Raw genomic sequence first — 18,310 nt, 5'->3', positions numbered from 1 at the left:
TTTCGTCCCTCTCACTTGAGACTAAAGAATCAACGGGATATTAAAGCCGGATTTTGTATTACACACTTTTGACACCCAGCAACCGGCTTTTGTATAGCAACCGCCAAGATGATTAGGAGGTTCTTAATCGCACAAACATAAACGGTTGATTGCAACTTCTTGCCTATTCCTTCTTCCCTAAGCTGTTCAACATTTAAATTGTGTGTCAAAAATCAATAAAAATTTTGTGGGACGGGCTTCTAGCCTGTCCTGAATTTCCAATTTAAATGCGTAATAGCTTATTCCCTATTCCTTCTTCCTCCTTCCGTGGATCCGTTATATCCGTTACAGAATCCGCTGCCGAACTTCCTTCTTCCTTCTAAATACAAAAAACACCGCTCCTCAAAATAGGAGAACGGTGTATAGGGGGTGTTATGGGTTGTTGTCTGGGATTAACCTTAACAAATCACGATCGGCTGAGGCTATGCCTTGTGATGGTTAAAAAATTGGCACAAACCTGCACTCTTGCCTGTTTCTCGATCGACCGCGAGCGATTAGCCCAACCATTCTACAACAGCATCTTCCTTGGTATTGGTGCGCCGTTCTGGGGTTTCGCGGTTGAATTTCAAGTGGATGGCGCGGTTTTGTTCGCCATCTGCGGCTACTGCAAAAATCGGATAGTCGATTAAGCCGTCTTGGAAGGACATCTGGAAGCGGAAAGTGCCGTCCGGATTGAGTTTAATCGGCTGTCCGCCTACGTAGACGGTAGCGTCGGGTTCGGTGGCGCCGTAAACGATCAGTTCGGCATCAGCAACTAACCAGAACTGGCGGGGGCGCATCGGGGCCGCGAAGCCAACTCCCGACATACCAACACCGGACATACCGAAACCGGACATGGTGAGGCCGGACATACCGACACCCGACATGGTGAGGCCGGACATACCGACACCCGACGCGGTGAGGCCGGACATACCGATACCCGACGCGGTGAGGCCAGACATGGTGGGAGCCGCCCACATTCCGACGCCGGAGGGGAATACATAGGAACTGAGAGCTTGTTCGTGGATGCCGACTTGCTGGACGGAACCGGCGACGTGCTGCATGGAACCGAAAATAGAACCGGCTACGCGCAGGGATTCGGCAGATTCTGCCATGCCGAAGATTTGTTCGTAGATGGCGTTGCTGGTGCTGTAACCACCACCATTGACTGCTTGTGCGAGTTTCTTGGCCGGAGGAACCAGTTCCGCGAAGGTTTTACCCTGCAATTCTTCTTCCCAATCGAGGGTGATGAATTGGTCTTCAATCCAGTCGCTGGGATAGACGGGAGGAACGCGGACTTCTGCCGATCGAGCTAATACCAGCCAGCGGCCATCTGCACAGCGGTAGCCGATGTCGATCGCGTAGTCCCGATCGCTCACGGGGATTGGCACGTACCATTCCCGCGCCAGTTCGTCGCAGGGATATTCTTGAATGCTGTGCGGGCTTTGAATGTCGAGGTTAACATCTGTAACGTCGTAGATCCGCAGGGCGAGTTGCTGTCCTCCTTGGCGACGCAATTCTTCTTTGCGATCGTTGGGAATGTCCCAGTAAGTGTAGGCCCATTCTGGGTCGCGGGGCATTAACACCACCCGGCTTTCGCCGTAGCCGTTGGGCAAATCTGCTAAACCTTCATCTACAGACGACAAAGAACCGCCTGTTCTATCTTCTTGACCTAGTTCAAACTTTGCTGCTTCCACTGCTTCTTGTGCCTCTAGTTTGCGAGATGGGCTGTAGGAAAATTTGGTGCGTTGAATTTCTTGAATTGATGCCAGAAGTTGCGATTTCCGCATCCGGCTGTAGCGAGAGACTCCACATTCGCTAGCAACTCTGCGGAGTTGTCGCAAAGTCATCTCTTCTAATGGTGGGCGTTCTTTTGCCATGAGTTTGTTCTCCACTAATTTGGGATGGCGGGTTAGATTTTTTCTTGCAACACAAATGTGTTGATTTTTTGAGTTAGAAACTCTTTTAAATCTACATATTATCGAGCTTCCAAATCTCTCCAACCTTTGAAGCCTTGCTTGTTTTTAGCTTGTCTTGTCCCCATGCGATCGGGGGTTTGGACTTATTGGCTTCTGCGCGCACCGTTCGATCTAAATAAAGCTTTATCTGTCGATTCTTGATTGACAAGATCGATTTTGTGAGTGCGATCGGTGCTGCTAGCAACGCTGTGCTGGCAGCACACGCGCTATTTCGACTCCCAATGCTGCTTAATCGAAGCATTTCTTTGGGATCGCTTTGTCATGACTTAATGTTGCAGACAAGTTGCGATCGGGTCAAGGGGTCTTTTGCCTCAATCCTGGGTACTTATACGCATTTTCGGGATTTTGGGGATCAATATGTCAGGGAATCTTGACATTGATGAGGTTTAGGGGATCGGTGTTGAAGCAAATGTCAGGATTTGATGACAAATTGGGATAGAGGGCTGTTGATGGGTTTGGAGGGTGGGGGCGATCGTTTAGAATGGATATGTCTTTGCGAATATGACAAAGTGGAAGACTTTCTATATAATCCTTCTAACAAGAAGGCTTCGCGGGAGCATCCCGATTTTGCAAAAATATTAGACTGCAAATCAACCATTCAAGTAGGCACAACGCAGTTGTAACATTTGAGAAACACTTTCAGATTTCTACTGTGAAGAATGGAATGTTTAGCCTTGTACCTATCTGCTTGACGGCTGATTCTACGGATCCCGATCCGATGGAGGCTGGTGGGAATTACTGACAAGTCTCATTCAATCCGATAACAACTAATTAACATCATTGTTCATTTTCAATCCTCACCTGCCAAGTCTCCAAAGTAGTACCTATTATTTTATCAAGATTTGTCAAAGCATTAAAATAGGCAATCCTCGCATTAAGTTCTGCATTTCTAGCCTCTATTAAATCCTTCTGAAAAGTCACAATATCGATACTCCGAGAAGTTCCCACTCCCAATCTTCTCTTGTCTTGCTCTATTTCTAATTGCTTTTGCGCTAACTCCCTTGACCTTTGAGCTAGTTCTACTTGCTTAAGATTCAAATTTATATCTCGAATTGCATTTCTGACCTCAACTTCCAGTTTTTGATTGGACTCCTTTAACATATTCTCAGCTTGTAATAGCTTAACACGACTATTCTGAAAATCTCGCTCAATTCCTCTATTTCCAAATTCGCGAGTCAAAACCAGTCCCGCTCTCAAATCCGAGCTGCTGTCTGAAAGATTAGTAGCATTATTATTATTAATACTTGCATTTACATCCAATTTCCATTTTCGATTATTTTCCGCTACGAGCAAGTTATATTTAGCGATTTCCCGGTCGAGCTGTACTTGTAAATAATCAGGACTATTTGACAGAGCTAATGGTAAAATATTATCGAAATCCAGAGGGTTAATCTTTACAGCAGCAGATTCTCTTGCTGTTATATTAAGATTGCGATCGAGGTCTAGAACTTGCAGCAGTGCTAATCTTGCCTTCTTCAGTTGCTCCTCACTAGCTAATACTGTCACTTCCCGATCTGCCACAGCTTTTTCACTTGTAAAAATATCAACTCTTGCTAGCCTTCCTGCCTCAATCAAAACCTGATTAGTCTGCAATTCTTGACGGGCAATTTCCAGAGAACTTTGTGAAATTTTAACTTGTTCCTGAGCCTTAATCAACTCTCTATAGGTTATAATTACTTCAGTAATTATCTCAATCAGCTTCGATTTCAAACTCATAATATTTCTTTTTTCACTCAGGCGAGCAATCTCAATTGGTGCTCGGTTGACAGCAACTCCAGCTCCCCTTAACAGAGGTTGGGTAAAATTTAACGTTAGATTTTGACTTAAAGAACCTTTACTATTAATGCCAAAACCATTCGCATCTTGTCCTTGTTCACTACTCCAAACAAAACTTATATTCCCTCCTGTGGGAATTTTGACACTCACCTGAGCAGATAAATCGACTTCGCCAGTAGTGGCGACTCTTCCCCCATTCCTCCAACGAATTGATGACACGGAAAGTTTCGGTGTAAAAATAGGGACAAATAAGCCTTCTGCTACGGATAAATCTTGTTTTTGGGCGATGCGTTCTAGGTATTTATTTTTGATATCTCTGTTGTTTTCTAAGCCTAAAAACACAACTTCTGGTAATGTCAGTTCAACCCCTAATTCATCCGCTATAGATTGCTGTTGAATAGTTGGATTTTGGCTATTTTCAGGTATTGGTTCTGCTGTTATTTCTGGATTTAGTGGAGCTTCAGAAATTACTATTGATTCTGGTTGGACAGTTTTTTTTTGATGAGTAGAAGTTGTTAATACTTGGGCATTGGAAATTGGGGATGGGGAATGGGGAATGGGTGAGTGTTTGATTTTACTTGTTGGATTTTCGTCGGGAAATTGAGGAATAACTATTCTCTGGTTTGTAGTTAGCCTTTCTCTCTGATTTGGGGGTTTAATGAGCGCCTGATTTTGCGGTAAATTTTGGATGTGTGGGAGATATTTTTCAGTGGGAACTGGCAAAATTTTGCGCGCGATCGACGATTTAGAGCTAACATCAGTTTTGACGGTTGAACTAGACTTAAAAGCAACAGCAACTATCGTCAATAGCCCACAGGTTGCAAGCAGAACGAGGCTAAAACGAAATATCCAAGGAATATCGTAGCGAGCAGGGGAATCGCTATTTGGGAGATAATCTTCGTGCGGTTGCTCAGTCATGCTAACTCAGTTATTCCTGCAAGTAATTTTATGGCGATTTCCTACGGGATGACTACCCTTGACGCAGCGCTTTAACAGGATCGAGTTGACTAGCTCGCAGAGCCGGGAAAAATCCCGCTCCTACACCCACCGCTAATGCCGATCCTAGAGCCAAAGCTGCTGTGTTGCTGTCAAATTTATAAGGCAACTTAAAAACATCCGCTACCACCACCGTTAACCCGTGTACCGTCACAATAGCAGCAATTCCCCCCGCTAAACTCAGAATTACTGCTTCTAGAATAAACTGCAACATTATATCTCTCTGAGTAGCCCCGATCGCACGTCTCAAACCAATTTCGGGGGTACGTTCCATCACCGCCGCGATCGTAATATTAGCAATACCAACACCTCCCACCAATAGCGAAATTACCCCCACTGCCAATAGTCCCCGTGAGGCGAGTTCCAGAGTTTCCTGCTGCTCCAAAATTTTCTTAACATTGTTCCCAACATAAAGCTCTGCCTGGGGAAAGCGCTGCTTCAAAACCTTTTTTGCCCGCTTTTCCACCCCTTTAATATCTTTGAGATTGTAAGGGCGCACCGAAATTGAGTTAATTCTCTGGCTCCCTTTTATAGCCTTGTAAACCGACATCGACACCAACATTTCACCTGTTGGTTTGCCAAAAGAATCTTGCTTGCTCTCCATCACGCCGACAATAATGTAAGGTCTGCGAGCAGCATAAATCCGTTTACCTACAGGTTCCGCGTCACCTTTAAAAAGTTTTGTGGCTAGCAATTCATCGATTACCACTACTGGTCGATAGTCAGCAAAATCAGTAGGCGAAAAAAACCGTCCCCCCATTAACTGCCGCCCCGATGTCAGCAAATAGTCCTGAGAAACGGCAATCATCTCTGGTTCTGCTTCTTCAGCCTGAAATACAACTTTGCCGCTCTCGAAATAGAACCCATTTGATGCGCTAATCGCCTGAATTCCTTTCAGCCGCTGCCGCAAAAATTCCATATCTTCTAACTTCAAACCTAAGCCATCCCACATAAAGATTTTAACTTGAGGCGCTTCTCGTTCAGCTAATTGTTTAGTAATTACAGCTCGGCTAATACTACCAACTTGAAGGGTTGCGCTGACCGCAGCTACACCCATGAAAACTCCAACTGTAGTTAGGGCAGATCGCAAAAGATTGCCACTTAGGGAAATACAAGTAAGGCGGAGGAGGTCTACAAGAGAAAGGCTCATAAGTAATTAAAAATTAAAAATCAACATTTCGTACATTAATAAAATTAGCTAATGTGATCCTACTCTTTAATTTTTATTCCAGATCGTCACCCTCTGTTTTTTCTTTCTTTTTAGTTGTTTTTTCTTCCTGAATAGGAGTTCCTGGCTCTAAGGAAGGTTCAGGAGGGGGTATCACAACACTGTCACCTAGCCGCAAGCCCGAACTTATTTCTACCTGTGTTAATCCTTCTAAACCTAATGTAACTGACCGTTTCTGGGCTTTGCCTTGACTGTCCCGAATCCACACAAAAGGCTTAGAGTCTGATCGCACAATTACCTCTGTATCTAAAACTACTACCTTCTGGCGCTGCTGCAAAATTATCTCCACATTCACTTGACTCCCTGGAATCAAAGTCCGGGTTGGAGCATCGAGTCTTACCGTTGCAGGAACCGTTGGTTGACTGCCTTGATTAGAGTCGTCATTTCCTTTACTATCACCACTTTTAGCAAGAATATACAAGCTTTCTACTCTTCCTGAAAACTGCTTAGGATTGGGGCCAATAATGCTGATACGGGCGGGCTGCTTGGGTCTAACTTTAGCAGCATTTAGCGTAGAAAGCTGTAGTTTTACCAGTTCTTGTGAAGGGTCGCCTAATGTCAAAAGCTCTGTTCCCCGCAGCACTCCGTCGCCATTTTTAACTTGAATATTAAGTACCTTGCCATCAATAGATGCAGTCACCACATTGTTTTTTAGTTCCTGTTCTTTTTCTCGGTACTCAAGCAGAGAGCTTTGGAGATTGGGGCTATTTGTAGCAACATCTAACTGAGCTTGTCGCACTCCTGACTGAGCAGCGATCACTTGTTGCTGAAGTTCTTGCTCTTTATCTTGTCGCTGAATTTGCCGACTTTTGAGTTCGAGCAGATCGGTGTTGATTTGAGACTGTGCGTTTCGTAAACTGACTTTAGCATTGCGAACTTCGTCTTCTTGGGATCGCACGTCATTGCGCGGAATATAACCTCTTTCAAATAAGGCTTTTTGCTCGGCAAGTTTCCGCTCAGCAGCAGCCAAAACCACCTCAGCGTCAACAACTCTTTTGCGATTATTTGCTAAGGCAATTTCCTGTTTTTTAATTTCTAATAAATCGTTATTTTGCCCGGATTTATAATTTTGAACTCTCCCTTGGGCGGTACTGAGCGTTTCCTGGGCTACGACAAGTTTTTGGCGTAAGCTTTCTAGAGTGAGTTTTTCTTTTTGAATCGCCAACTCTTGCTTGCTGAGAATTGTTTGTTTTTGGGGGTTACGAAGAGTGATTAAGTTCTGACCAGATATGATATTTTGCCCCATTTTCACTAGCACTTCATCAACAGTAGCATCAACGGGAGATTTAAGAGTTTGTTGACCAGCCAATTCAATAGTGCCGCTTTCATTAATCGTATCTTCAATATCGCCAAGTTTGACGGGGATCAAGCGCACTCCTATAGGTTCTGGAGGTCGATTTTGATATAACCCGTAGGCAAATAAGCCGCCGCCGATGGCTAGAGTGAGAAAACTCGACCACAGTAGCCATTTGACTCCTGTTTTGAAACTATTGTTTTCTTTATATTTCACTGTCAACTCCCCCTACAAACTGTAAATAACTGTTAAGCGTGCGCGATCGCCCTTTAACCGTTTTGGTTACTGTTTGGATAAAAAAATGGCAACTTTGGGGCTGACATATTCTAGCATCTGTTGACATACTACTTTCTCTCTTCCCTTCTAAAGTCGCTATTTCTTATGAATCTGTATTGCGTTCTAAGTCTGACAACCTGGAACCATTGCAATAAAAAATGCGGGAATATAGCCTTTCTCAGTAACATGAGGTGCTCTTGGGGATTGGGCATCGGGTCTAAAAGCATGGGGCATCGAACTAGCTCGTGTATTTCACTTTCTTGAGAACCGCTATATATCGCAAATGGAGCTATTTTGGGATGGTTAACCGATCGCAAAAATAAGAAAGTCGAGATATACAGACAAAATCAGGATGTGGAAATATTAGATAATCCCAGCACTGTGTCGGGGGAAGATGTGTTACCGGGATGTGTCTTAGATTTAACAGATGTTTGGTAATGACACCGAAAGATTCGCCAACAGCAATATAATAAATTAGAGCAGTACATTAATTTCAAATCTCAAATCCCATGCCCCTAACGCTTTACAACAGCTTGACCCGTCGCGAATCACCTTTTGAACCCCTCGAATCAGCAAAGGTGCGGATGTACTGCTGCGGCGTTACGGTATACGATTACTGCCACGTCGGCCACGCCCGCGCTTACATTGTTTGGGACATGGTGCGCCGCTATTTGATGTGGCGGGGATACGATGTGCGCTACGTGCAGAATTTTACAGATATTGACGACAAAATTCTCAACCGCGCCCGCGAAACAAATTCAACAATGGAAGCCGTGGCTGAACGCTTCATCGATGAATATTTTGCAGATATGGACAAGCTGAATATTCTCAGGGCCGATGAATATCCCCGCGCCACCCATACAATGGACGGCATTAAACGGCTGATTCACGAATTAGAAAATAAAGGTTATGCCTATGCTTCTGGCGGCGACGTTTACTACAAGGTGAGGCAGTTTGCCGATTACGGAAAACTTTCCGGCCGCAAGTTGGAAGAAATGCAAGCCGGGGCTAGCGGTAGATTGGAAACCGCAGAAATAGAAGCTCAAAAAAAGCAAGATTCCTCGGATTTTGCCCTGTGGAAAAGCGCTAAACCCGGTGAACCTGCTTGGGATTCATCTTGGGGAAAAGGTCGCCCCGGATGGCACATCGAATGTTCGGCGATGGTGCGCGATTGCTTGGGCGAAACTATTGACATTCACTGCGGCGGTTCCGATTTAACTTTCCCCCACCATGAGAATGAAATTGCTCAATCTGAAGCCGCGACGGGCAAGTCACTTGCTAATTATTGGATGCACAATGCTTTTGTGACTGTCAATGGCAAAAAGATGTCGAAATCTTTGCATAATTTTATTACAATTCGTGATTTGTTGGAGGGGAATTGGTCGGGGGATTGGGAATCTAACCCCCCCCTTGGTCAGGGGGGGAGTAAGAATGAAGGAAGCGAGAAGTCAAAAGCGGTGGATCCGATGGCGGTGAGGCTGTTTGTGTTGATGGCGCAGTACCGCAGTCAAATTGATTTTACCGAAGAGGCGATCGCTAGCGCTCGAAATGGCTGGAATACCATCAATGAAGGTTTGCTGTTTGGCCTTCGATACGGTTCTCAACTGAGTTGGGACGTTGAGAAAACTGGACAGTATAGCAAAGCTGTGGAGGAATTCCAATCAGCGATGGACAATGATTTCAATACTCCCGGTGCTGTGACGGTTTTGTTTGAATTGGCTAAGGAATTGGCTAAAGAAGGCAATGTTTTAGTGCATCAGGGAAAAACAGAAACTTCACCGGATTTGTTGCAGCAAAAATGGGTAACTTTGGTGAGTTTGGCGGGGGTTTTGGGTTTAGAAGTTCAGCCGGAAAGTGATAGCAATGATGCTGTTGACGGTTTGAGTGATGCGGAGATTGAGGCGATGATTCAGCAGCGGAAAGATGCCCGGAAAGCGAGGGATTTTGCTGAGGGCGATCGCATTCGCAACGAACTTAAGGATCGGGGCATTACTTTGATCGATCAAAAAGATGGTACAACCATCTGGCACCGGAGTTGAAATTTAGAGTTTTTTAACCGCAGATGAACGCCGATGAACGCAGATGAAATTCCATCCGCGTCCATCTGTGTTCATCTGCTGATATCTGCGGTTAAAAACTCTCATTCACAAACTCCGCAACAGCCGCGACAAATTCTGGGGTTGATTCGTAGGGCAAAACATTGCGCCCCGGCATTAATAAACCTTCCGCATTGGAAAAGTTAGCCAAATATTGCGCTAATCTTTCATCCGGTTTCTCTTCCTTACCCGCTTGACTGATGCTTGAGGCTTTTTCTCCCATCACAATGAGTGCGGGGCGATCGAACTTTTGAATCGTACTACTATAATCCTGGCGCCAAAACCCCGCTAAAAAAGAGAAAACCGCGTGTCGGCTGTCAGGATTTGCCGCCCCAGCCTGCAAAGCATCCAACCATTCACTGTCAACTTTTGCCGCATCGCCAAACAGTTGTTTCACAGAAAAAGAACGCAAAAATTCAGCGCGTCTGGCGTAGCGATAAAAAGCGTTTCCCAAGGGAGAATCTAACAAATTCCAGACAATTCTTTGCTGTCTTTCTGTCGAATGTTTGTTCATCACTGCCCAAGCTGGAGGCCCCGCTAGGACTAACCCGCTAATTAAATTTGAGCCGCTTTCCTGCTGCCTTTTTGCTAAAGCCAAGGCTACACATAGTAAAGCACCTTGTACGAGGACGATCGCAGGTTTTTTGACTACAGTTTCCAAGAAATACTGCAACTGCGCCGCCCAATCGTCTGGATAGCAAGCCACCGCCGGCATTTCGCAATCACCGCAGCCCAAAAGGTCGGGATTATAAATCGGATTACTGTTCCCTGCTTTGTACCAACTCTCACAAAATCTATTCCAAAAGATTCTTGACAAACCAACTCCTATCGGATGAATTAATAACAAAGGGATGCTATCTTCTGTCGCAGTAGTTGGGTTATAAAATTCATAAGCACAGCGATAATTTTGCCATTCGTAAAACAGCGTGGGTGATTTTATATACGAAATCGGGGAGAAATTTTGGGTGGAATATTGTGGTTGCATATTAATGTTTTAACGGATCATATACTAGGCGCTACGACAATGCGAGTTTGAGCTTGAACATTTGGTTGCGAGTGAGCAATACGAATCTCTACATTGCTGCCAAGTGCGTTGAGAAAACGAAATAGGCGTTCTGTAGAGAACTCGGATAATTTACCGCGCATCAATGCTGATATTTTGGGTTGATCGATTCCTAAGAGCTTTTCTGCTTCAGTCTGGCTTAATTGGCGTTCGGAGATTAACTCACTGATTTGATGAGCTAGTTCTGCCTTAATCAATAGTTCATCAGGATTGGGGAGCCCTAAGTCAGCAAAGACATTCCCACTGCTTGAATGCACTTTCATTTCTTCAGCCATTTTATTCCTCCAAGTCTTTCTGTTCTAAATATGTTTTATACAGGGCTGTTTCATTCTCAGGAAAATCGGGATTTTGTAGGGGGCGTCTCCCGTGCAGACCCTGCCCGATCCACTAGGCGCTTCAGGTATCGCGTCAAACACGGGGGATTGACCCTACTGAGAATTAAACAGCTCTGATGTTTGATAATGTTCTTGGGCACGCTTAAGCCGAGCTTCAATCAGCTCTATATCTTGCTTGGGGGTAGAAATTCCCTGCTTGGATTTCTTTTGAAAAGCATGGAGAACATAGACTATTCCTTCAAACTTCACCGTGTAGACCGCTCTGTAAGTGTCTCCATCAAAATTATCAACAATTTCTAGAACACCAGCACCTTTAAATCCTTTGAGTGGTTTAGCATCAGGATGCTTTTTACCCAATTGAGCGCGGTACAAGGCGAAACCCATGATTTGCTGGACATCTTCGGGAAACTCGCGCAAGTCGTCGCGGGAACTGCCGATCCATTCAACGGGTTTTAATAGCGAATTCATATTTTTAATTATATTGTTTATATTATAAAAATTATTATAACATCAAGGGTAAGACGAGCGCCAAAAATATAATTACTTAATCATGTCAGAACAGCGGATTACCATTTCTTTACCTAACTTGCTGCTAATTGTAGCATCGTCCTTACTCCTAGTGTTGCTGTGGCAATTGCGGAGCCTGCTAGTAATTCTAATGATATCAGTTGTCCTGGCTGCTTCGATCGTCCCGATCGTTAATTGGGCAGAAACCATGCGGACTCCCCGCTGGCTGGCGGTGATTATGGTTTATTTAACTCTCATCGGCGGATTTAGCGGGACGGTAGTGTTAATCGGGCCCACGGTCATCGAACAAATAGAGTTACTGCTGCGGCAGCTACCAGTTTATGTCGAAAGTTTGCGAACTGTGGCAACTAATGTATTGAGTCGCCTCACCGACGATGCCCCAACCCTGATGGGTCAGTTGGTGGACACTCAATCGCTGACTAATTGGCTGATTCGATCGAGCCAACAACTGGTTTTGCGATCGTACAGTTTAACGAGAGGCATTCTCGGCGGTTTCTTCAGCTTAGTTTTAGCATTATTTATTTCAGGTTACATGGTTGCCGACAGCGACACATTAATCAAAAGTTTGGTGCAATTTTTCCCTAAACCTTGGGATACAAGATTAGCTGCACAAGCCGCGCCAATCGGTCAAAGAATGGGGAGTTATATTCGCGGGCGAGTGTTAGTTTCAGGCATTTTAGGGATATTTATTACCACAGGTTTGAGCATTTTGGGAATGCCGGAATTTGCTTTAGGCTTGGGTGCGATCGCAGGTGTTACCAACCTGATTCCCTTCATCGGCCCAGTGTTGGGAGCAGTACCAGCATTAATCGTAGCATTAGCTAAAGGTGGCTGGGTGCTTTTGTGGGTATTACTGTTATTTGTAATCATCCAAAATTTAGAGACTTACGTACTCGATCCGTTGCTAGTTGGCTCATCTGTTGGGGTGCATCCTTTATATCAATTGCTGTCTGTATTGGGAGGCGTTCAAGTATTAGGAATTATTGGAGCGGTAATTGTGCCACCTTGGTTTGCGGGAGTGGCTGCTTTGATTGAAAACTTGTATTTAAAACCCAAACTTAGGAGCGAACATCGAGAGGCAATAGATCAGGCTAAAAATAATTCTGAGTTGCCACCTCTTACACCTTCGGCGTGATAGCGGTGAAGATGGGAACATGGGAGATTGGGAAATGGGGCAATAGAGAGAGGGGAATTGAAATATTTAATTTATATCGTTTCTGTTGGCATCAGCATAATATGCTTGAAAGTGCAGTGCGAGCTTAATATCTCGCGAGTGTTCTTTTCGCGAGATATTAAGCTCGCACTATTAACTAAAGACTATACTTGCATTTTAGCCTTCCCAAACAATCTTGAAATGTCTCTGCGTTGCCTCTGCTGTTACCCTCTCACTCAAAATATTTATGCAATAAGTCTAATGACTGGTGACTGAAGACTGATGACTAAAAACTAAGGACTAATTGCCACTTCAATGCGACGGTTGCGCTGCCGATTAGTATCCGAACTATTGTCTACCGAAGGACGACTTTCCCCATAGCCGATCGCCACCCAATGATACTTCTGACCGAGTACACCAGACAAATACTGCACCACAGCCTGAGCCCGCGCAAACGACACATTGCGATTGTCCGCCGCTTCCCCCGCGTCGTCAGTGTGGCCCGCAACCCGCACAGTTGCCCCCTCATGATTGCCCAACTCCGCCACCAAATTGTCCAAAATCGCATTAGTTCCCGCGCGCAAAGAAATGCTGCCAGTATCAAACAAAACATCGCTGGGCAGAGTCACCATCAGCCCATCCCCCCCAAACACCGGATTATTGGCATTCTGTGGCGCAGTATTCACCGTTTCAGGGTTCAGACTGGGGCTGCTGCCGATCGCCGGTAAAGCAGGGGCAAGAGTTGCCGCCGCTTCCGGCGACGCCAATTCCCGCGACATCAACTGCAAACGCTTTTCCAAAGTTTCCGTCGGGCGGCTGCTGCCCAACTGACTCTCCAAAGCCGCCGTCCGACCAATCAGCGCGTTGAGTTCGCCCTGCAACTGTCTCAAATCCGACTGCAATTTCTCTCTCTGGGCAGGACTAACTTTTGACTGGGGAGTTGGTGTAGCGGTTGGTGGCGGAAGCGCCGGAATTGGCGTTGCTGGGGCGCGTTTCGGGCTGGAGGTCAAATTTTGAGTTACACGCAGCAATCTCTCTGCCACCGGCATTTCCGTCGCGCCTGACGGATAAATTTGAGCGATCGCCATCCCCAAAACCCACGCAAAACCGCTGCCCACCCCCAGCAGCAGCAGTCGAAAAATCAGCGACAGTACAAGCAAACCTTTTCCCGGCGACTTGGAGACGCGAGTGGGGGGGATTGAAGGTTTTTGGTTAAAAGATCGCGTCATATTTCATCCCTCTCAGTGTACATACCAGATTAATTTCGATACTATCTTACCTATCCGATTTGAAATTTGAGATTTAAGATTTGAGATTTATCCTCCAATCTAAAATCTAAAAAATCAACCCGGTTTCTATAAATCTGGGGTTTGGTGGCGAAGCATCAAGGCAGAAACCGGGTGTCTAATCCGTTGCCTGCAAGCCTGAATCTGTTGGATAATTCAGTAAAACTTTTGGAAAAAAAACCGATGACTGACCCTTTAAATAGCCCTTATCCCGTTCCTTGGGAATGGATTAGTGCCACTCATGCTAAAGTGAGCTCCACTGCCGGCACAGGCCTCCGCTACTATCGCAGTCCATCCCTAGTATCAACTAACGGCCAATACGCAGCTTACAGTCGAATTGAGTTGCAAGTACAGCCGGAATTCTCCCGGTGTCGGGTTAGCAGCGTCATGTTTGTGGAAAATCTCAAAACCGGGGAACTGCAAACAGTGGCGGCTGCTTCGCCACTAGCCGAAAGTGGGATGTATGCTAGCGATGATACAGATATGTCCGGGACGATCGCCATTTTAGTGCCTGTTTCTTGGAACCAAGACGGTTCCCGCATTCTCGCCCGCGAATTTGAAGCACTTTTCAACTCTTCCGATATGTCCGACTACGGTGTCATTTGGGACAAAAATGATAACTACACTTATACCGTTGCTCCCGCTCGCAGTCTTTACACTCATGCTGTATTGTTGGGTTGGAGTCAAGTTTGTCCCGGAAAAGTTCTGTTCCGCGCCGGCAATTTGGGCGATCGATCTTGGCCTCTGTGTGCAGTGGATATGACAGGGCAAACGGTATCTGTCACCGAGGACAAACCCCTAGTTTTCGGCAGTCAAGCCAGCACAGACTGGATCGAACCTAAAACTCGTTTTTAGATATTATGGCGGCACTTTCTTTGATCTGGCCAACATTTTTTTTAGTATCAGGTCAGTCTTTCAACCAATTCATTTTGACCTTGGGGCTGATTATTTTAGCTGTTGTTTTTGGTTTAACAGCGTTTATTTTTATTCGCATTTTCCTAAATTGGTTGCAAGCAAAGTTCGAGAAATCTCACCTCTTTAGACGCTCGTCCATAAAAACAACTGGTCATTTAACCGCTAACTTTTCACAACCTGAAAAGGTTTTTTTAGAACCCAGATTTGTAGAAAGTGACGGAAATTTAACTGCTACTATTTTTGGAGAAAAAAGCGATATTTCAATAAATTTTGAGCCGGAGATAATCTGCGAAAATTCAGCATCAGTTGCCTATCTTTACAAGCCGATAGCCCTTTGGCACGGGCGGTTAATTTTGCCCTTAAACGAACAGCGCCAGCCTTACGGTACGGTTTTTTTTGAAGTAATAAATGCCCCCAAAAAATATAAAGATTTCATTGGCAAAACAGCATTTTTGAAATGGAGTACAAATCGCGAAGTACAGTTTTTTGTCCACGCAGTCAGTCAAGATATAAACTTCACACAAGAAACTAAAAAAAGTCAAAAATCTGGCAATATCCATCCAGAGAGATTGAACGGCTGGCGAAATGTCGGCCCTTTAGAAACTCTAGCAGGTAGCAGAGTTGAAGACAGCGTGACTGTGATGCTACGCAGGCCGGTGATTGCGATTAATTATAGCAGCAGCGATCGCCAGGAACTCACGATCGATCGCGAGCCAGTACAAATTATCGGACGTTTCTGCGCCTTAGTATCAATTTTACAGCGAAAAAAACCCGACAGCGACAAATTTATTGTCCGGCATTTCAACAAAACATCTCAACAATTTGACGGCGCCGCCGAAATTATTCGGATTCCACAAGTACAGCCAGACAAAAATGGCGTAGCGAGGTTTACCAATCACCTGATCGAACAATCGCCCTTAAATCCAGACGGCTGGTACATTTACGGCGAAAGAGACGAAGACAGTATATTTGTAGTGCAGGCAATCGAACCCCGCAAAATTGCCCAATTAACACCGGATGAAACACATTTAGGGCTGAAAAAATCTCTCGCTTATTTAAACAGTAAAAATTGGGAAAATACACCAGCCCAAAAAGGGCAAGCAAGAAGAGTATTGTTAACCCCGAATGACGCTACAGAAAACGCTTCCATCTCTCCTTGGCAAGAAGGAGATATCGGGATAGTGATTCACAGTTTCGGGGGTATCGGCGGGAAAAAAGGCGAACAGCCACCGCTGGGAATTGTCACCGGACATTTTGCTTTCGGAATAGCAAAAGTGGTGCGCGATCGCTTTACCAGCGAACTGCGCTTTGACATAGAATACAAACAAGTTTACGCTCATAATCCCGATGGAATTGTTGCAGGTTCCAGCAAATGGCAAAGTTATATGGGAGACTTGCATCGCGGCTGGTTGGGCGATCGCCCGGTTTGCGATATCATCTGTAAATTAGACTGCGTGTGTTGCGACTACGATTTTGACGGGATAACCTTGTCGCCTTTAACCGAATTAAACCAGCAACTAGATATCATGATGGCGCGCTACCGCAGCGGAGACGGCACCGGTGCAAGTTTAGTCACCCCAGCAACTTCTTGCGTCCAAGATTCAAGTCAGGCAATTTACGCGACAATTAAAAAAATCACTTCCGAAATAGAGTCAAATCCTCAGATTCAAGACTGGTTGAAAACACATCCGACGGACGCACAAACCCAAAGATTTCACCAGTTAGTAGCATTAGGAGAAAGTTTAGAAACAGTATTAATGCCCCTCGGTATTGTTCGTCCAGATTGGCGAAAAAATTCGAGATTAGCGGGGATTGATTCTGAACTGAAAAAAACCTTTTTTGCTGGTATAGCAACCCTGATAAAAGCTGCTATTAGTTACCGAACAATGTTGCCGAGGCGCACCCAAGATGAAATCGCCAAAGTTTTATTAAAACAAGGAGAATTTTTGTGGATAATTCGCACAAATCAAGTCGGAGGATTTGACCCAGATATTGAGCCGATCGCACCGACAGGGCTTTGAATCAGCAATCGATTTGTTGTAGATGATTCGGCGATTGAAATCGCTACTATAAAAACCAAGTCTGCCTCCGCAGACTAAGAGATTGAGGGAGAATTTAATCGGGATTTGGTATCAGTCAACAGTCAACCGTTAACAGTCAACACTTAACCGTTAACAGTCAACAATCAACTATTACCAAGGAGTGACTTGAACTTTGCCGTCTGGTGCCAAAACTACCCGGAAATCAGCCAGCGGTTCCGCAGGGGGCCTTGTGCCAATGGGTTTGTAAAGCAACTCCGACAACGGCGTTTCGGATCGATCAACTGCTGCCGAATTTTCCGGCTTGTAACCGACAATCGCCCCGTCTGGGGCCACACTCACCCGATAAACCAACTCCGCATCAACCGGAGGCTTATCCTTCACAACTCCATCAATTTGCTGGGAAAGTTTGCCCCTCAACAGGTCAATTTCCCCTGGATCGGTAATTGGCAGGGCTGCCACATCTGGGCTTGCCAAACCTTCAGCAACAGGGCTGGGCGTGCTTTCCGGTGAAGTGCTCGACTGCGGTGTGGCCAACGGTGAAGCGTCCGGCTGCGGCGCGGGGCTCGGAGTCGTCGAACTCGATCCAGCATTCGGAGTTTGAGTCCCAGGCAGCAAACCGTCAGCAGGGGGCGTGGGATTGGGATTAGGCGAACCCGATCCGCCCGGATTCGGCGTCCCCTGATTCTGGCCCGCTGGATTGGGCTGCGGCACCGGATCTCTCTGGCGCTGGACTTCCGGCACCGGCACCAAGAAAAACGCCATCGCCGCCAAAGCCAAACTCGACACCCCCACCACAGCAGGTAAAGTCCGCTTCGCCAAAGGTTCGGCCGACTTTATATAACGCCTGGAAATTGGGGTTAATTGCAGCGACAATTCCGGCAGTGTCTGCGTGTCGGCAAAAAACTGATCGATCGCCTCTACCAAGTCAAATAGCTGTACCGTCGTCAAATCAACTTTTGCCGACAGTTCTGTTTTTTGATCGATGTGGGTGGCGCTGCCTGTGGAGGCGGGTAGAACCGTCAACCGATGAACATTCCCGTCAATTCTGTGTAACTGCACCATACCCACATTCGGGCCGTAGCGATCGGGATAATGCACTCCGCTCATAAATTCTTGAGCGTAGCTGCTGACGGCCCTCACCAAGCTTTCAAAAAACTCCCGTCCCCCGCTTAGGGGTTCGCCAAGACCTGTAACATAGCATTCAGCGCTCATTAATATGGAAAGCACCGGCCGTATATCTAACTGGCTGGCTGCCGATCCATCGCTCAACCCTTCTAGAACCAGGGTGCAATTTGGCAGACTGTACTGACGCCTAATAGTCATTT

15 protein-coding genes are annotated in these 18,310 nt (G+C 45.7%); 6 read left to right on the top strand and 9 right to left on the bottom strand.

What is annotated here, in order from left to right; translation table 11 throughout:
* Positions 1-533: 533 nt before the first annotated feature.
* The gene (locus QUA24_RS12210) at positions 534-1,898 is read right to left on the bottom strand and encodes a DUF4912 domain-containing protein (protein ID WP_333229949.1); all 1,365 of its coding nucleotides are present in this window, start codon (positions 1,896-1,898) and stop codon (positions 534-536) included.
* Between the two features lie 521 nt (positions 1,899-2,419).
* On the opposite strand from QUA24_RS12210, the gene QUA24_RS12205 reads away from it, so the two are divergent.
* Positions 2,420-2,620: a hypothetical protein gene (locus tag QUA24_RS12205; protein ID WP_333229947.1), complete on the top strand. Its 201-nt coding sequence runs from the start codon at positions 2,420-2,422 to the stop codon at positions 2,618-2,620.
* 154 nt (positions 2,621-2,774) lie between these two features.
* Here QUA24_RS12205 and QUA24_RS12200 read toward each other — a convergent pair whose 3' ends face one another.
* The 3 genes from QUA24_RS12200 to QUA24_RS12190 form a co-directional block, all read right to left on the bottom strand.
* Positions 2,775-4,691, bottom strand: a complete 1,917-nt coding sequence (locus QUA24_RS12200; protein ID WP_333229945.1) for a TolC family protein — start codon at positions 4,689-4,691, stop codon at positions 2,775-2,777.
* Between the two features lie 52 nt (positions 4,692-4,743).
* Positions 4,744-5,919 carry an ABC transporter permease gene (locus tag QUA24_RS12195; RefSeq protein ID WP_333229943.1) on the bottom strand — a complete coding sequence of 392 codons (1,176 nt, stop codon included), beginning with the start codon at positions 5,917-5,919 and terminating at the stop codon, positions 4,744-4,746.
* Positions 5,920-5,992: 73 nt separating this feature from the next.
* On the bottom strand, positions 5,993-7,507 hold the full coding sequence (locus QUA24_RS12190; protein WP_333229941.1) for an HlyD family efflux transporter periplasmic adaptor subunit: 1,515 nt from the start codon (positions 7,505-7,507) through the stop codon (positions 5,993-5,995).
* A 336-nt stretch (positions 7,508-7,843) separates the two neighbouring features.
* Here QUA24_RS12190 and QUA24_RS12185 point away from each other — a divergent pair, with 336 nt between their 5' ends.
* The gene (locus tag QUA24_RS12185) at positions 7,844-8,005 is read left to right on the top strand and encodes a Uma2 family endonuclease (RefSeq protein ID WP_445242610.1); all 162 of its coding nucleotides are present in this window, start codon (positions 7,844-7,846) and stop codon (positions 8,003-8,005) included.
* Positions 8,006-8,076: 71 nt separating this feature from the next.
* Positions 8,077-9,606 (top strand): cysteine--tRNA ligase, encoded by a 1,530-nt coding sequence (gene cysS / locus QUA24_RS12180; protein WP_333229938.1) that lies wholly within the window; start codon positions 8,077-8,079, stop codon positions 9,604-9,606.
* 91 nt (positions 9,607-9,697) lie between these two features.
* Here cysS and QUA24_RS12175 read toward each other — a convergent pair whose 3' ends face one another.
* The 3 genes from QUA24_RS12175 to QUA24_RS12165 form a co-directional block, all read right to left on the bottom strand.
* Positions 9,698-10,648, bottom strand: coding sequence for an alpha/beta hydrolase (locus QUA24_RS12175; RefSeq protein WP_333229936.1), 951 nt, complete (start codon positions 10,646-10,648; stop codon positions 9,698-9,700).
* A gap of 17 nt (positions 10,649-10,665) precedes the next feature.
* Complete coding sequence (locus tag QUA24_RS12170; RefSeq protein ID WP_333229934.1) at positions 10,666-11,001, bottom strand: helix-turn-helix transcriptional regulator; 336 nt, start codon at positions 10,999-11,001, stop codon at positions 10,666-10,668.
* Positions 11,002-11,154: 153 nt separating this feature from the next.
* Positions 11,155-11,529: a type II toxin-antitoxin system RelE/ParE family toxin gene (locus QUA24_RS12165; protein ID WP_333229932.1), complete on the bottom strand. Its 375-nt coding sequence runs from the start codon at positions 11,527-11,529 to the stop codon at positions 11,155-11,157.
* 82 nt (positions 11,530-11,611) lie between these two features.
* Here QUA24_RS12165 and QUA24_RS12160 point away from each other — a divergent pair, with 82 nt between their 5' ends.
* Positions 11,612-12,724, top strand: coding sequence for an AI-2E family transporter (locus tag QUA24_RS12160; protein ID WP_333229930.1), 1,113 nt, complete (start codon positions 11,612-11,614; stop codon positions 12,722-12,724).
* A 311-nt stretch (positions 12,725-13,035) separates the two neighbouring features.
* On the opposite strand, the gene QUA24_RS12155 is transcribed toward QUA24_RS12160, so the two are convergent.
* Positions 13,036-13,971: an OmpA family protein gene (locus QUA24_RS12155; RefSeq protein WP_333229928.1), complete on the bottom strand. Its 936-nt coding sequence runs from the start codon at positions 13,969-13,971 to the stop codon at positions 13,036-13,038.
* Positions 13,972-14,211: 240 nt separating this feature from the next.
* Here QUA24_RS12155 and QUA24_RS12150 point away from each other — a divergent pair, with 240 nt between their 5' ends.
* Positions 14,212-14,883: a hypothetical protein gene (locus tag QUA24_RS12150; protein WP_333229926.1), complete on the top strand. Its 672-nt coding sequence runs from the start codon at positions 14,212-14,214 to the stop codon at positions 14,881-14,883.
* Positions 14,884-14,888: 5 nt separating this feature from the next.
* Entirely contained in the window at positions 14,889-16,964 is a 2,076-nt protein-coding gene (locus QUA24_RS12145) for an abortive infection protein (RefSeq protein ID WP_333229924.1), read from the top strand.
* A gap of 171 nt (positions 16,965-17,135) precedes the next feature.
* Here the strand turns inward: QUA24_RS12145 and QUA24_RS12140 are convergent, their stop codons facing one another.
* On the bottom strand, positions 17,136-18,308 hold the full coding sequence (locus QUA24_RS12140; protein ID WP_333229922.1) for a DUF4335 domain-containing protein: 1,173 nt from the start codon (positions 18,306-18,308) through the stop codon (positions 17,136-17,138).
* Positions 18,309-18,310 lie beyond the last annotated feature (2 nt).

The organism is Microcoleus sp. Pol12B5, assembly GCF_036701335.1.
Lineage (GTDB): Bacteria > Cyanobacteriota > Cyanobacteriia > Cyanobacteriales > Microcoleaceae > Microcoleus.
Note: the sequence above shows the minus strand (reverse complement) of the source record. Positions and strands in the feature narration are given on the sequence as shown.

Coding starts and splice junctions, on each gene's coding strand:
- QUA24_RS12150 (WP_333229926.1), top strand. CDS start 14,212: ATGACTGACCCTTTAAATAGCCCTTATCCCGTTCCTTGGGAATGGATT.
- QUA24_RS12165 (WP_333229932.1), bottom strand. CDS start 11,529: ATGAATTCGCTATTAAAACCCGTTGAATGGATCGGCAGTTCCCGCGAC.
- QUA24_RS12195 (WP_333229943.1), bottom strand. CDS start 5,919: ATGAGCCTTTCTCTTGTAGACCTCCTCCGCCTTACTTGTATTTCCCTA.
- QUA24_RS12210 (WP_333229949.1), bottom strand. CDS start 1,898: ATGGCAAAAGAACGCCCACCATTAGAAGAGATGACTTTGCGACAACTC.
- QUA24_RS12145 (WP_333229924.1), top strand. CDS start 14,889: ATGGCGGCACTTTCTTTGATCTGGCCAACATTTTTTTTAGTATCAGGT.
- cysS (WP_333229938.1), top strand. CDS start 8,077: ATGCCCCTAACGCTTTACAACAGCTTGACCCGTCGCGAATCACCTTTT.
- QUA24_RS12175 (WP_333229936.1), bottom strand. CDS start 10,648: ATGCAACCACAATATTCCACCCAAAATTTCTCCCCGATTTCGTATATA.
- QUA24_RS12160 (WP_333229930.1), top strand. CDS start 11,612: ATGTCAGAACAGCGGATTACCATTTCTTTACCTAACTTGCTGCTAATT.
- QUA24_RS12140 (WP_333229922.1), bottom strand. CDS start 18,308: ATGACTATTAGGCGTCAGTACAGTCTGCCAAATTGCACCCTGGTTCTA.
- QUA24_RS12170 (WP_333229934.1), bottom strand. CDS start 11,001: ATGGCTGAAGAAATGAAAGTGCATTCAAGCAGTGGGAATGTCTTTGCT.
- QUA24_RS12205 (WP_333229947.1), top strand. CDS start 2,420: ATGACAAATTGGGATAGAGGGCTGTTGATGGGTTTGGAGGGTGGGGGC.
- QUA24_RS12200 (WP_333229945.1), bottom strand. CDS start 4,691: ATGACTGAGCAACCGCACGAAGATTATCTCCCAAATAGCGATTCCCCT.
- QUA24_RS12155 (WP_333229928.1), bottom strand. CDS start 13,971: ATGACGCGATCTTTTAACCAAAAACCTTCAATCCCCCCCACTCGCGTC.